The sequence below is a fragment of the Acidiphilium sp. C61 genome (assembly GCF_905116885.1).
Taxonomy (GTDB): Bacteria; Pseudomonadota; Alphaproteobacteria; order Acetobacterales; family Acetobacteraceae; genus Acidiphilium.
Genome location: NZ_CAJHNI010000005.1, coordinates 1,404,928 through 1,417,241, shown reverse-complemented (window position 1 = coordinate 1,417,241; position 12,314 = coordinate 1,404,928). Strand labels below are relative to the sequence as shown.

Below are 12,314 nucleotides of genomic sequence, written 5' to 3'. Positions count from 1 at the left end.
TCAATATGATAGAGCACTACATCCGATCCAATCGGATCGGAAAGTGCTCTAACGCTCCAGATCGGCGCCCGTGGTGTCCGGCGTCGTCAGGATCGCGTAGATCGCCAGCAGCGCATAGGCCATCACCATCAGGCCGATATAGACATAGGCGTGCGCGATGCCCGCACTGTGCAGCATGAGGCCGGCGAGGATGGGGATCAGTCCGCCGCCATAAACCTGCGAGATCTGGTAGCCGAGGCTCGCCCCCGAGGCGCGGTAACGCGTCGGGAAATTCTCGGTGTAGAACGCCGGAATGGCGCCGTAGCCGAAGCCGAACACGAAGCCGAAGCCGATGATCTCGGCAATCATCGCCATCACGAATTCATGGGTGTTGATCAGGTCGAAATACGGGATCGCGAAGACCAGGAACACCCCCGCCGAGGTCAGCAGCACGATCCGGCGGTTCAGGCGGTCGGCGAGGCGGGCGCCGAGATACATGAAAATGAACATCGAGCCTGCGGCGATCAGGCCGATGGTTTCGGCCTGTGTCGCGGTGAAGCCGACGGCCTTCATGTAGCTCGTGCCGAAGACGAAGCAGAGAAAGAACGCGCCGCTGAACATCGCGTTCACCATCGAGGTGCGCAGGATCCGGTCCGGCATTTCGCGCCAGACCTGGCTTGCCGGCAGTTCCAGCACCGCCTTGCGGGCGCGATGCCGCTCGAACACGAAGCTGTCCTCGGTGCGGGCGCGGATGACGATGCCGACGATGGCGACGAGGAAGCCGATGAAGAAGAAGATGCGCCAGCCCCAGGCGATGAAGTCCGCGTGCGACATCAGGGATTTCACCACGATCACCGAGCCGAAGCCGAGCAGCAGGCCGATCGGAATCGCGAAGCCGACCCAGGCGCCCCAGAAGGCGCGGTGCCGCGAGCGCGCCGCCTGCTCGACGACCCAGGTCGAGGCCGTGCCGAATTCGGCGCCGAAGCTGATCCCCTGGGCGAGCCGGAAGATGATCAGCAAGATCGGTGCGACTGCCCCTATCGAATCATAACCGGGCGTCAGGCCGATCAGCAGCGTGCTGACACCCATCAGCACCAGCGCATACACCATCGCGTCCTTGCGGCCGTGGCGGTCGGCGATGTTGCCGAAGATGAAGGCGCCGAGCGGGCGGATGATAATGCCGATGCCATAGACGCCGATGGCGGCGGCAATCGCGGCAAGCCCTGGCAGCTTGAAGAAGACCCCGCCCCAGACCGTCGCGGCGATGATGCCGGTGACGAGAAAGTCATACTGCTCGATCACCGACCCGATGATACTCGCAAGTGCGACCTTGAAAATCTGTTTTTCGGTGGGCGCTTCGGCCGCATTTGTCATGTTTTCCTCCCTGTTATTCATTGTTCGCATCGTCACGTATGGTGGCCGAAGTGGTCCTTGTCGCCGGGCATGTTGTCAAGCCGCGGCATCGGAGCCCGCGGCGTCTTCCCGCCCCTCGGCCGCATGCCGCAGCAGGGCGGCGAAACGCCAGATGCCGTGGACGAACTTGCCGTAGGGCATGGTCAGGAAAAACCCGAGCACGACGCCGAGATGCACGCAGAGCAGAACCGCGGCCCAGGGTGTCGCGCGCAGGGCGAGCAGGGCGAGGCCGGTCAACGCGACCAGGAACAGCGACAGCACGAAGGCGAGATCGAGCGGGCGTCCCGCCGCATCGGCGAAGTCGCGCTTGCGGCGGAACTTCTCGACCAGCAGCCCCGGCGCGCCGATGACGAGCCCGATGCCGCCGGCGGTGCCCAGCAGCACCGGCAATGACAGGAACGGATAGGGCGCGTCGCGCCCCAGCGCGTAGTGAAAGAGGGTCGCAACCGTGGTCGAGGCAAAGCAGAGGCCGAAGCCGTAGAACACCATGTGGTGAAATATCTTGCGGTGGTCGCGCGGCGCGTCCTGCGTGTCCGGGCAGCCGGCGCCGCCGCCGTCGAGATAGCGCAGCCGCGCCGCGTCATGCAGCGCCGTGGCGATGGTGGTGCCGTCGATCGCTCGCGCCGCGCCGCCCGCGCGCCAGAACCGCCTCACCCCCGCGGCGATCGCGACGATGGCATAGACAAAGGCCAGCCCGAACACCGCGACCATCATCTGGTGCGACATGAGGCGATAGAACGCGCCCGGTGCGGCCAGCACGCCCTTCGTCCCCGATATCGCGGGGGCGAGAACCAGCAGGAACGCCGCAATGCTGGCCAGCATGACCGCAGCGGTGACGCGGCCGCCATTGAGGAAGGCGATGCCCGTCCCGCGCGGCCAGGCATGGGCCGCATAGGATTCGCGCCGCGCGGCTGCCATGGTGCGCGGCACGTTGACCGCGAATTCGTGCGGCGGCGCGAACTGGCAATCGTCGAGGCAGGCGCCGCAGCCATGGCAAAGGCTGGCAAGATGGGCGAGGGTGCCGGCATCGAAAATGGTGTGCCGTTCCATCGCTGGAAAAACCGCGCACAGCCCCTCGCAATAGCGGCAGGAATTGCAGATCGTCATGATCCGCCCGGCCTCGGCGAGCGCAGAGCCGGCCTTCATTTCAGTTCCGCCCATGGCGCGCGGCCTCCCGTCCCGCAATCCTGCCGAACACGCTACCGATCGTCATGCCGATCCCCGCGGCATAGCCGCGGCCGAGCACGTTGCCGGCCATGATCTCGCCGGCGGCGAACATGTTGGCCGCCGGTCGCCCGTCCTGCATGCGGATCCGGGCGTTCCGGTCCACCCGCACGCCGAGATAGGTGAAGGTGATGCCGGGGCGGACCGGATAGGCATAGAAGGGCGGGGTATCGATCCGCCGCGCCCAGTGGGATTTCGGCGGCTCCAGGCCTTCGGTGCGGCAATCGTCGAGCACGGTGTGATCGAACGTCCCGTCGCGGACGGCGGCGTTGAACCCGGCGAGCGTGGCCTGAAAGCGCGCCGGGTCCAGCCCGAGCCGCTCCGCCAGCGTGCCGAGATCATCCGCCTGCACCGGCGGAAACAGCGATGGCATGAACAGCCCGAGGGATTTGGCGTCGAACACGATGTAGCCGATCTGCCCGGGCTGGGCGGCGATCAGGCGGCCCCAGATCGCATAGCGCTTCGGCCAGACATCCTCGCCCTCGTCATAGAAGCGTTCGGCGTTCGCATTGACCACCACGCCGAACACCACGCAATCCAGCCGGGTGATGATGCCGCCGTCGAATCGCGGCGCCCGCGCATCGATGGCGACGGCGTGACACTGCGTCGGATCGCCCACCGGCATCGCCCCGGCGTCCAGCAGCAGGCGCAGGACGGTGCCGCGGTTATAGGGTGTGCCGCGGATCAGGAAATTGTCAGCCGCCGGCCCCCAGGACTCCCTGAGCCACTCCGTGTTCGCCTCGAATCCGCCGGCGGCGGCGATCAGCGTGCGCGCGCCGATGGTCACGGTGTCATCGCCAAGGCGGACCCTGGCGGCGCGGAACACGCCGTCATCGATGTCGAGCCCGACCACCTCCGCGTCATAGGCAACGCGAACTCCGAGCGCCTCGGCGGTGCGATAGAGCGATTTCAGCATCGCGCGGCCGCCGCCGAGGAAAAAGGAGTTGGTCCGCCCGAGGCTCAGCGTGCCGCCGAGCGAGGGCTGGAACCGCACGCCCTGCTGGCCGATCCAGTCCAGCATGTCCTTCGATTCGGCGATCATGTGGCGGGCGAGGTCCTCGTCGGTCTCGCCGCCGGTGACGCGGAGCAGGTCCTGCCAGAACTCCTCCTCGGTATAGGGGCCGGTGAGAAACGCCGTCGCGCTGTCATGGGCGCAGCGCATGTTGCGCGTATGCCGCGTGTTGCCGCCGCGATAGAATTCCGGCGCCGCCTCCAGAACCAGAACCGACGCGCCGCCGCGCCGCGCGCTGATCGCGGCACAGAGCGCGGCATTGCCGCCGCCGATCACCAGCGTATCGATCGAATCAGGAAGGGTCGCGCCGTCCGCCATGGCCGACACACCTAAAGCGTGGCTTCTATCCGGTCAATATTGTATACAATGAGATGCAATCTATCGGTCCGCATCGGCATCCCGCATCGCCGCGCGCAGGATGCGGGCCTGAAATGCCGCCCGGATATGCCCCCGGGCAGCGGCCTCTGCGCCGTCGGTGTCGCGCGCCGCGATCCGTTCGAGGATCGCCCTGTGCTCCTCGACCGCCGTTGCCGCGCGCCCCGCGACAGCAAGGGTCGTGCCGCCGAGCAGGGCGAGGGACAGCCGCAGGCTTTCGAGCATGTCGTGCAGATAGCGGTTGCGCGACGCGGTCAGGATCTGGCGATGGAACAGCCGGTTGTTGAGCGCGAGGTCTTCGGGGCTGGCGATGAGGGCCGCGTCCCGCTCGACCAGCGCCGCAAGCAGGGCGATGTCGGACTCCGCCGCGTGCTGTGCCGCCATCCGCGCCGCCGCACCCTCCAGCACGACGCGCATTTCGTACAACTCGGTCATCTGCACATCGCTGAGCGTCGCCACCATCGCGCCCTGATGCGGGGTATGGACCACGAGCCCTTGATGTTCGAGCCGTTTCAGCGCCTCGCGCACGGGGGTACGGCTGATGCCGAAGCGTTGGGCAAGCTCGGTCTCGCGCAGCCGCGCGCCCGGCGGCAATGCGCCTCCCTCGATCGCCTTCAGTAGGCTCTCATAGGCATCCGCAGCGCTGGGGCGGTGGCGTTTGGCGGGACGATCCGGCGGTGGCGGTGCGGATGGCGATGGCTCGGGGCGTGTCATGGTCCGGACGTAGTTCGGCGCCGCGTCCGCGCCAACCCCGGCAGCGATATCACCCCTTCAATCCCCGGCCGCAATCACGCCCTTGGTGATGAGGATATTGGCATAGCGGCGGCGGTCGCCGGTCTGCACGATGGCGAAACCATCGCGGGAGTCCGCGTAGAATTCATGCCGGTCGCGCCCGCCGATGCGCGCGGCGCCGATTCCCGCCGCCGCCGCGATCCGGCGGAACTCGGCCACCGCCGGCGGCACCGCCGCCGGGTCGCCCACCACCTGCATCGTCCGCAACGGCTCGGCGACGAAATCATCGATCGGCAGCACGCCGAGGATCGCCCGCAGCATCTGCCCTGACGTGGTTCCCGGCAGGACGATGAGCCGCCGCGCGCAGGTCGCCGCCGGAAAATTGGCGTCGACCACCGCGATGCTGTCGCCATGCCCCATGGCGCGCAGCGCGTGCAGCAGATCGGCGGTGAGAAGCGGATCGATGCCGATGAGCAAGACGGTATCCTCCTTGGATGACAGGCGAGGGGGTGCCCATCGTTCGCCTGCGGACACCGCCCGTCAAGCCGGCCCGCGGACGGGCCGGCGCGGCGTCAGGCGATCGATTCGCCGTGCAGCACCTCGTCCAGGCCCTGCCGCTCCTCGTCGCGGTTCACCCGCAAACCCACCAGGCGCTGGGTCACGAAGAGAATCCCCGTGGTGACGATGCCGCAATAGACGATGGTGGCGGCAACCCCGAGCGCCTGGATGCCAAGCTGGTGCAGCCCCGGGCGGACCGCGCCGCCCGAAAGCGGGGCAAAGGCGAGCAGCCCGGTCGCCAGCGTGCCGAGAATGCCGGCGACGCCGTGCACGCCGAAGGCATCGAGCGAATCGTCATATCGCAGGCGGATCTTCACCACCGTCACGGCCCAGAAACAGACGATGCCGGCCACGATGCCGAGCAGCAGCGCCGGTCCCGGCAGCAGGAAGCCGGCCGCCGGGGTGATCGCGACGAGGCCGGCGACGGCGCCGGAAATCGCACCCAGCACGGTCGGCCGCCCGAGATGCGCCCATTCGATCGCGGTCCATGACAGGGTCGCACCCGCCGCGGCCATCTGGGTGACCAGCACCGCCATGCCGGCATTGGGATTGGCGCCGCCCGCCCCGCCCGAGTTGAAGCCGAGCCAGCCGACCCAGAGCAGGGAGGCGCCCATCACCGCATAGGACAGGTTCCACGGCATCATGTTGTCCTGTCCGAACCCGAGGCGGCGGCCGAGATAAAGGGCGCATACCAGGCCGGCGATGCCGGAATTCACCTCCACCACCGTGCCGCCCGCGTAATCCGCGAGGCCGAGCCGGTAGAGCCAGCCGGCCGGGCTCCAGACCCAATGCGCGATCGGCGCATAGACGAGCAGCGACCACGCGGCCATGACGATCAGCAGCGCCGAAAATTTCATCCGCTCGGCGAAACTGCCGGTGATCACCGCCGGCGTGATCACGGCGAAGGTCAGCTGGAACATGACGAACACGCTCTCCGGCACCCGCATGTGCACCGCCCCGGGCAGGCCGGCGCCGAGGGTGAAGGGCTGGTTCCAGTCGCCCGCCAGGTTGTTGAGCAGAACATCCCCAAGGCCGCCGACGAAGCCGTTGCCGTTGGAAAACGCGAGGCTGTAGCCGACGACGAGCCAGAGAACCGTGACGCTGGCGCAGATGATCACGCTCTGCATCATGATCGACAGCACGTTCTTCTTGCGGACCATGCCGCCATAGAACAGCACGAGGCCCGGAATCGTCATCAGCAGGACGAGGACCGAACTGACCAACATCCAGGCAGTATCGCCCGCGCTCAACCCGGTTTGTGCCGCTTTTGCGGGCAGACAAACACATTGAAGCGCGAGCACAAGGGCTCCCGCTGCCAACAAACGCCGCTTCATGGCGACCTGCTCCTTTTTTATGCCGTCCGTTGCCCGGTTCGGCTGATCCGTGTGACCCGGGGTCACAAGCAGAAAATGTGCCAAGCCTGCCTGCGGAAATCGCCCTTGCCGGTGAAAAATGCTTGACGGATCGGGGCGATCCGCCAAGGCTGTTTGTCGTGGAATCTTTGTCTCGAACCGTCGCGCCCGAAATCTCATTGGCATGAGTCCGCGCATCACGGGGCCGACAGGCACGACCGATCACCGCAAGGAAGACGCTTCATGAAAGACCGCCCCGCTTATCGGCGACTGGCAGCCCCCATCGGCCTCGCGATCTCCATCGCCGTATCACTGACGGGGTGCGGCACCCAGGCAAGCAATCGCCTCGGCGGCGGCGCGGCCGGCGGAGCCGCGACGGGCGCGACCTTTGGCCTCATCGGCGGGCCGATCGGGGTTCTGGTCGGCGGTGCGGTGGGGGGCGGCATTGGCGCGCTGACCGCGGCCAACACGACGCCGAAGCAGGTCAATCTCGGCAATCCGCCCTGGGCCGGTGGCGGTGCTGCATCGGGCGCACAGGGGAACACGCAGACGGGGGCGTCAGCCGCGGGGCAACCACAATCGCTGGAACCGGCGGCGCCGGCGTCCTCGTATCAGAGCGGCGCGACTGGCAGCGTGCAGGCCCAACCCCTCGCACCGCCGCGTTGAGTGTGTGTCCGGCAGCGCAAACAAGCGCCACCGGCCAGATATTTATCCGGCGCAATCAAGCGCCGTCGGCTAAACATTCATCAGGCGCGATCAGACGCCGCCATTCACATATTCACGCAGGCTGCGCACCTCGTGGGTCTGCACCTCGATCAGCGACTTGACGACGTCGCCAATGCTGACGACGCCGATCAGCTTCCCGCCATCGACGATGGGCAGATGGCGGAACCGGCCGTCGGTCATCAGGTTTTCGGCTTCGAGCACGGTGGTTGCCGGTGTCGCCGTCGTCGGCGCGCGGGTCATCAACTGGCTCGTCTGCATGTCGAGCGTCGCCGCGCCATTGGCGGCGAGGCTGCGCACCACGTCGCGTTCCGAGAGAATGCCGAGCAGGTCGTTCTCGACGGATTGCACCACCACCGCGCCGATCCGCTTCTCCGCGAGCAGGGCGACGACGTCGCGAATGCGCGTCTCGGGCTGGACCGAGATCAGCGCCATGGGTTTCTGTTTCAGAATGGCAGCCATTGTTGTCATTGCGATCCTCCCGTGAAAGCCCGTGCCGCAGGGAGAGACGGCGATCAGGCCACGCTGGTGCGAGAGTATGGCAACGCGTTAACCGATATCAACTGAATTGCTCGGGCTTGCCCGATTTTCATGATTCCCCGTCTTGTGCCGCGGCGATCCACGCCTGCTGGCCGGCAACGATCGCCAGCTCGTCGGCGCCGTGGCGCAGGGTGGCGCGCAGCAGCGCGGTCATGGATGCGGAAGCCGCCGCCAGCGCCTTGTCGAGCCGGCGCTCCGGCAGGTAATGCGCGAGGAACAGGGCGGCGAAGGCATCGCCCGCGCCGGAAAACCGCCCGGCGAGCTGCGGCACCGCGATCTGCCGCGGGCCGTCGCCGTCGAGTGCCAGGATGTCGAGCATGTCCGGCGGCGTATCCGCGCCGCAGAACCCGGTGAGAATGACGGTTTTCGGGCCGAGCGCGGCCATCGCGGCGAAGGCGGATCGCCGGTCCGAGGGCGGCGATCCGGCCAGCACGCCAAGCTCGAACGCATTGGGCAGCAGGATGTCGGCGCGCGGCACCAGCCGGTCGCGGATGGCCGCGATCAGCGCCGACGGCACATAGGCCCGGCCATGATCGCCGATCACCGGATCGCAGACATAGAGGGCACCCGGATGGGCGGCCCGCGCGCGCGCCACCGCGTCCTCCACGACAGGGACGGCGGCCTCGACGCCGAGATAGCCGGAGACGACCGCCTCGCACCGGGCAAAGGCCCCGCGGGCGGCAAGCCCGGCGACCAGTGCCGCGAGCCGCGCCGGCTTGACCGGCCCGCCCTCCGCGCCGCCATGCCCTGGATGGTGCGACAGCAAGACGGTCGGCAGCGGCCAGACCTCGTGGCCGAGCCGTGCCAGGATGAACGCCGCACCGGAATTGCCGACGGCGCCGTTGAGCACCTGGGACTGGATCGAGAGAATCGCCATGGGCCGAGTTGGCGGCAGCGCGGGTCACCTGGCAAGGGCCGGCGGTTGCATGCCCGCCTCCCCTGGGCCATCTGACCGGACAGATTCACGATCGAAAGGGTTCCCCATGCCGCGTATCCCCAAGCTCCTGCAGCCGGTCACCTTCCGCAGCGTCGAGGCGCGCAACCGCATCGTCGTCTCGCCGATGTGCCAGTACAGCGCCATCGACGGTCTCGGGCAGGACTGGCACATCCAGACCCTCGGCTCGAAGGCGATGGGCGGTGCCGGCATCGTCTTCACCGAGGCGACCCATACCTCGCCGGAGGCGCGGATCACCCCGTATTGCCTCGGGCTCTGGAACGACGAGCAGGAAGCCTTCATGAAGCGCGTGGTCGCGCTGATCGAGTATGGCGGCGCGGTGCCGGCGATCCAGATCGCCCATGCCGGCCGCAAGGCGAGCCAGACCCAGCCCTGGAAGGCCGATGGGTTCGTGGCCCCCGATGCCCCCGAGGGCTGGCTGCCGGTGGCGCCGAGCCCGCTGCCCTTCGCGGCCGACCGCCCGACCCCGCACGAGCTGACCACCGGCGAGATCGCCGCCATCCTGCGCGATTTCGCTGCGACCACGGCGCGCGCCCGCCGCGCCGGGTTCCGTGTCGTCGAACTCCACGCGGCGCATGGCTACCTGCTGCACCAGTTCCTCTCGCCGGTCAGCAACCACCGCACCGACGCCTATGGCGGCGACCTCGCCAATCGCGCGCGGATCGTGATGGAAGCGATCGACGCGATGCGCGCGGAATGGCCGGCCGACCTGCCCTTCTTCGTGCGCCTGTCCTGCACCGACTGGATCGAGGGCGGGTTCGACGCCGACCAGGCGGTGACGCTCTGCCGCTGGCTTGCCGCGCGCGGCGATGTCGACCTGATCGACAGCTCGACCGGCGGCATCGCGCCGCACCAGAAAATCCCCTCGATCCATCCGGGCTACCAGGTGCCCTTCGCCGAACGGATCCGGCGCGAGGCCGGGATCGCGACCGGCGCCGTCGGCATGATCCGCGCGCCGGAGCTTGCCGCCGAGATCATCGCCAACGAACGCGCAGACCTCGTCTTCGTCGCTCGCGCCGTGCTGGCCGACCCGGCCTGGCCGCTGAGCGTGGCCCGGCATTTCGGCCTGCAGCCCGAACTCGTGCCGCAATATCAGCGCGCGATCGTCTGACCGGACGCTGCGTCGGGGCCTTCGCCGGAAGGGCTTGACGCGGCGCGGAGGCGGCCGGTAGAACGATGTTAGCGCTTTGTTCCCTCGTTGCGTTATCGCGTTCCCGGCCCTTCAGCCGCGCCCGGGAAGCAAACGCCGGAGTTTGTCGATGCTCACCCGCAAGCAACACGAACTGCTGGTCTTCATCGATCAGCACCTGCGCCGGACGGGCTGCTCCCCGAGTTTCGAGGAGATGAAGGATGCGCTCGATCTCAAGTCGAAATCCGGAATCCACCGGCTGATCGGCGCGCTTGAAGAGCGCGGCTTCCTGCGGCGGCACAAGCACCGGGCGCGGGCGCTGGAAGTGCTGCGCCTGCCGTCCGACGTGGTGGCGGACCGGCGGGAGACAAGTTTCGCCCCCAACGTGATCCAGGGCAATTTCGCCGCCCGCCTCCAGGGGGCCCGCGCGGCCGATCCGGCGGCGGCCATCACCCTCCCGCTCTATGGGCGGATCGCGGCGGGCCAGCCGATCGAGGCGCTGCGCGAGAACCAGAGCGAGATCGAGATTCCCGCCTCCCTCGTCGGGCCCGGAGAGCATTACGCGCTCGAGGTCACCGGTGATTCGATGATCGAGGCCGGGATCCTCGATGGCGACCTCGCCATCATCCGTCGCGGCGAAACCGCCGAAACCGGCGAAATCGTCGTCGCCATGATCGACGAGACGGAAGTGACCCTCAAGCGGCTGCGCCGGCGCGGCAACTCGACGGCGCTGGAGCCCGCCAACCCGCGCTATGAAATCCGCATCTTTCCCGCCGAGCGGGTCAAGGTGCAGGGGCGGCTCGTCGCCCTGCTGCGGCGCTACTGAACATCTTTCATACAGCCCCCCTTTGACCCCTCACCCGGGCGGGCCGATACTGGGGGCATGAACGTGTGGGGCAAGATCATCGGCGGGGTGGCCGGTTTCGCCGTCGGCGGGCCGCTCGGCGCAGTTGCCGGGGCGGCGCTCGGCCATGCGGCCGATACCGGCGATCTCGGCTCGTTCGGCGCCCGGCTCGGCCGCGCGCTGCCGCTCGACTCCGCCCGGTTCGCCGCCCTGCTCGGCCGGCGCGAGCAGGTTTTCGCGATCGGCGTCACCGTTCTCGCGGCAAAGCTTGCCAAATGCGACGGTCCGGTGGTGCGCGCCGAGATCGACGCCTTCAAGCGGCAGTTCCGGATCGACGAGGCGGCGATCCCGACGATCGGGCATCTGTTCGACCAGGCCCGCGAGGACGCCGCCGGCTTCGAGCCCTATGCGCGGCAGCTGGGCGAGAGCTTCGCCGACAATCGCCTGGCGCTGGAACAGGTGCTCGGCGCCCTGTTTGCCATCGCCCGGGCGGATGGGCCCGTGAACCCGCGCGAGGCGGACATGCTCGCGCGCATCGGCGCGCTGTTCGGCCTGGGCGAGGCCGCGCGCGGGCGGGCCTCGAACCCCTCCGGCGGCGATACCGCGGAAGACCCCTACCAGGTTCTCGGCATCGCCCGCACCGCCTCCACGCCGGCCATCCGCGCGCACTGGAAGGCGCTGATGCGCGAGAACCACCCCGACCAGCTGGCCGCCCGCGGCGTGCCGGCGGAGTTCATCGCCCGCGCGACCGAGCGTGTCGCACGGATCAACGCCGCCTGGGATGCGATCAAGCGCGAGCGCGGCGCGTGATCTCGCCAAACCACGACGCCCGGCCCGACGGCGGCCCGGTCGATCATCTGGTGCTGCACTATACCGGGATGCGGTCAGGCCGGGCGGCGCTGGAACGGCTGTGCGATCCTGCGGCAAAAGTGTCGTCGCATTACCTCATCGAGGAAGATGGCACGATCCACGCGCTGGTGCCGGAACCCCGGCGCGCCTGGCACGCCGGGATCAGCTTCTGGCGCGGCGCATCCGCCCTCAACGACCGCTCGATCGGCATCGAAATCGTCAATCCCGGCCATGAATGGGGCTATGTCCCGTTCCCGCCGCGGCAGATCGATCGCCTGATCGGGCTCTGCCGGGACATCATCGCCCGGCACGAGGTGCCGCCTCGCAACGTGGTCGGCCATTCCGACATCGCGCCGGACCGCAAGCAGGACCCGGGCGAGCTGTTTCCCTGGCCGCACCTCGCCGCCGCCGGGATCGGCCTGTGGTCCGACGCCACCGCCGATGGCGCCGATATCCTCGCCGAACTCGCCGCGATCGGCTACGACACGTCCTTGCCGGCGGCGATCGTCGTGGCGGCGTTCCAGCGGCGGTTCCGCCCCGCGCGGGTCGATGGCGTCGCGGATGCCCAGACACGCGGCCGGGCGGCGGCGATCCGCGCCCTGTTCGAGGCCTCGTCCCGCCATTGACCA

At 68.3% G+C, this 12,314-nt stretch carries 13 protein-coding genes; 5 read left to right on the top strand and 8 right to left on the bottom strand.

The annotated features are described in order from the left end of the window. Positions 1–48 precede the first annotated feature (48 nt). From HUW10_RS09495 to HUW10_RS09470, 6 genes are all read right to left on the bottom strand, one after another. The gene (locus tag HUW10_RS09495; RefSeq protein ID WP_174503275.1) at positions 49–1,353 is read right to left on the bottom strand and encodes an MFS transporter; all 1,305 of its coding nucleotides are present in this window, start codon (positions 1,351–1,353) and stop codon (positions 49–51) included. A gap of 75 nt (positions 1,354–1,428) precedes the next feature. Further along, positions 1,429–2,553, bottom strand: coding sequence for a tricarballylate utilization 4Fe-4S protein TcuB (gene tcuB / locus HUW10_RS09490; RefSeq protein WP_174503274.1), 1,125 nt, complete (start codon positions 2,551–2,553; stop codon positions 1,429–1,431). After that, the gene (gene tcuA, locus HUW10_RS09485; RefSeq protein WP_174503273.1) at positions 2,540–3,946 is read right to left on the bottom strand and encodes an FAD-dependent tricarballylate dehydrogenase TcuA; all 1,407 of its coding nucleotides are present in this window, start codon (positions 3,944–3,946) and stop codon (positions 2,540–2,542) included. Before tcuA ends, tcuB begins: the two co-directional genes overlap by 14 nt. Positions 3,947–4,006: 60 nt before the next feature. Continuing rightward, positions 4,007–4,717, bottom strand: a complete 711-nt coding sequence (locus HUW10_RS09480; protein ID WP_174503272.1) for a GntR family transcriptional regulator — start codon at positions 4,715–4,717, stop codon at positions 4,007–4,009. Between the two features lie 57 nt (positions 4,718–4,774). Continuing rightward, the gene (locus tag HUW10_RS09475) at positions 4,775–5,212 is read right to left on the bottom strand and encodes an RbsD/FucU family protein (RefSeq protein ID WP_174503271.1); all 438 of its coding nucleotides are present in this window, start codon (positions 5,210–5,212) and stop codon (positions 4,775–4,777) included. Positions 5,213–5,307: 95 nt separating this feature from the next. Next, positions 5,308–6,627 carry an ammonium transporter gene (locus tag HUW10_RS09470; RefSeq protein WP_174503270.1) on the bottom strand — a complete coding sequence of 440 codons (1,320 nt, stop codon included), beginning with the start codon at positions 6,625–6,627 and terminating at the stop codon, positions 5,308–5,310. A 261-nt stretch (positions 6,628–6,888) separates the two neighbouring features. Between HUW10_RS09470 and HUW10_RS09465 the strand changes: the two genes are divergently transcribed. Continuing rightward, positions 6,889–7,311, top strand: a complete 423-nt coding sequence (locus tag HUW10_RS09465) for a hypothetical protein (RefSeq protein ID WP_174503269.1) — start codon at positions 6,889–6,891, stop codon at positions 7,309–7,311. A gap of 90 nt (positions 7,312–7,401) precedes the next feature. On the opposite strand, the gene HUW10_RS09460 is transcribed toward HUW10_RS09465, so the two are convergent. Continuing rightward, positions 7,402–7,839 carry a CBS domain-containing protein gene (locus HUW10_RS09460; protein ID WP_174503268.1) on the bottom strand — a complete coding sequence of 146 codons (438 nt, stop codon included), beginning with the start codon at positions 7,837–7,839 and terminating at the stop codon, positions 7,402–7,404. A gap of 118 nt (positions 7,840–7,957) precedes the next feature. Further along, positions 7,958–8,785 carry a pyridoxal kinase gene (gene pdxY, locus HUW10_RS09455; RefSeq protein WP_174503267.1) on the bottom strand — a complete coding sequence of 276 codons (828 nt, stop codon included), beginning with the start codon at positions 8,783–8,785 and terminating at the stop codon, positions 7,958–7,960. A gap of 106 nt (positions 8,786–8,891) precedes the next feature. On the opposite strand from pdxY, the gene HUW10_RS09450 reads away from it, so the two are divergent. The 4 genes from HUW10_RS09450 (at position 8,892) to HUW10_RS09435 (ending at position 12,311) form a co-directional block, all read left to right on the top strand. Then, on the top strand, positions 8,892–9,974 hold the full coding sequence (locus HUW10_RS09450) for an NADH:flavin oxidoreductase/NADH oxidase (protein WP_174503266.1): 1,083 nt from the start codon (positions 8,892–8,894) through the stop codon (positions 9,972–9,974). 148 nt (positions 9,975–10,122) lie between these two features. Further along, positions 10,123–10,818 (top strand): transcriptional repressor LexA, encoded by a 696-nt coding sequence (gene lexA / locus HUW10_RS09445; RefSeq protein ID WP_174503265.1) that lies wholly within the window; start codon positions 10,123–10,125, stop codon positions 10,816–10,818. Positions 10,819–10,875: 57 nt separating this feature from the next. Beyond that, positions 10,876–11,646, top strand: a complete 771-nt coding sequence (locus tag HUW10_RS09440; protein ID WP_174503264.1) for a TerB family tellurite resistance protein — start codon at positions 10,876–10,878, stop codon at positions 11,644–11,646. Further along, positions 11,643–12,311 (top strand): N-acetylmuramoyl-L-alanine amidase, encoded by a 669-nt coding sequence (locus HUW10_RS09435; RefSeq protein ID WP_174503263.1) that lies wholly within the window; start codon positions 11,643–11,645, stop codon positions 12,309–12,311. Before HUW10_RS09440 ends, HUW10_RS09435 begins: the two co-directional genes overlap by 4 nt. Positions 12,312–12,314: the final 3 nt, after the last annotated feature.

Coding starts and splice junctions, on each gene's coding strand:
- pdxY (WP_174503267.1), bottom strand. CDS start 8,785: ATGGCGATTCTCTCGATCCAGTCCCAGGTGCTCAACGGCGCCGTCGGC.
- HUW10_RS09480 (WP_174503272.1), bottom strand. CDS start 4,717: ATGACACGCCCCGAGCCATCGCCATCCGCACCGCCACCGCCGGATCGT.
- HUW10_RS09450 (WP_174503266.1), top strand. CDS start 8,892: ATGCCGCGTATCCCCAAGCTCCTGCAGCCGGTCACCTTCCGCAGCGTC.
- tcuB (WP_174503274.1), bottom strand. CDS start 2,553: ATGGGCGGAACTGAAATGAAGGCCGGCTCTGCGCTCGCCGAGGCCGGG.
- HUW10_RS09440 (WP_174503264.1), top strand. CDS start 10,876: ATGAACGTGTGGGGCAAGATCATCGGCGGGGTGGCCGGTTTCGCCGTC.
- HUW10_RS09470 (WP_174503270.1), bottom strand. CDS start 6,627: ATGAAGCGGCGTTTGTTGGCAGCGGGAGCCCTTGTGCTCGCGCTTCAA.
- HUW10_RS09460 (WP_174503268.1), bottom strand. CDS start 7,839: ATGACAACAATGGCTGCCATTCTGAAACAGAAACCCATGGCGCTGATC.
- HUW10_RS09465 (WP_174503269.1), top strand. CDS start 6,889: ATGAAAGACCGCCCCGCTTATCGGCGACTGGCAGCCCCCATCGGCCTC.
- lexA (WP_174503265.1), top strand. CDS start 10,123: ATGCTCACCCGCAAGCAACACGAACTGCTGGTCTTCATCGATCAGCAC.
- tcuA (WP_174503273.1), bottom strand. CDS start 3,946: ATGGCGGACGGCGCGACCCTTCCTGATTCGATCGATACGCTGGTGATC.
- HUW10_RS09495 (WP_174503275.1), bottom strand. CDS start 1,353: ATGACAAATGCGGCCGAAGCGCCCACCGAAAAACAGATTTTCAAGGTC.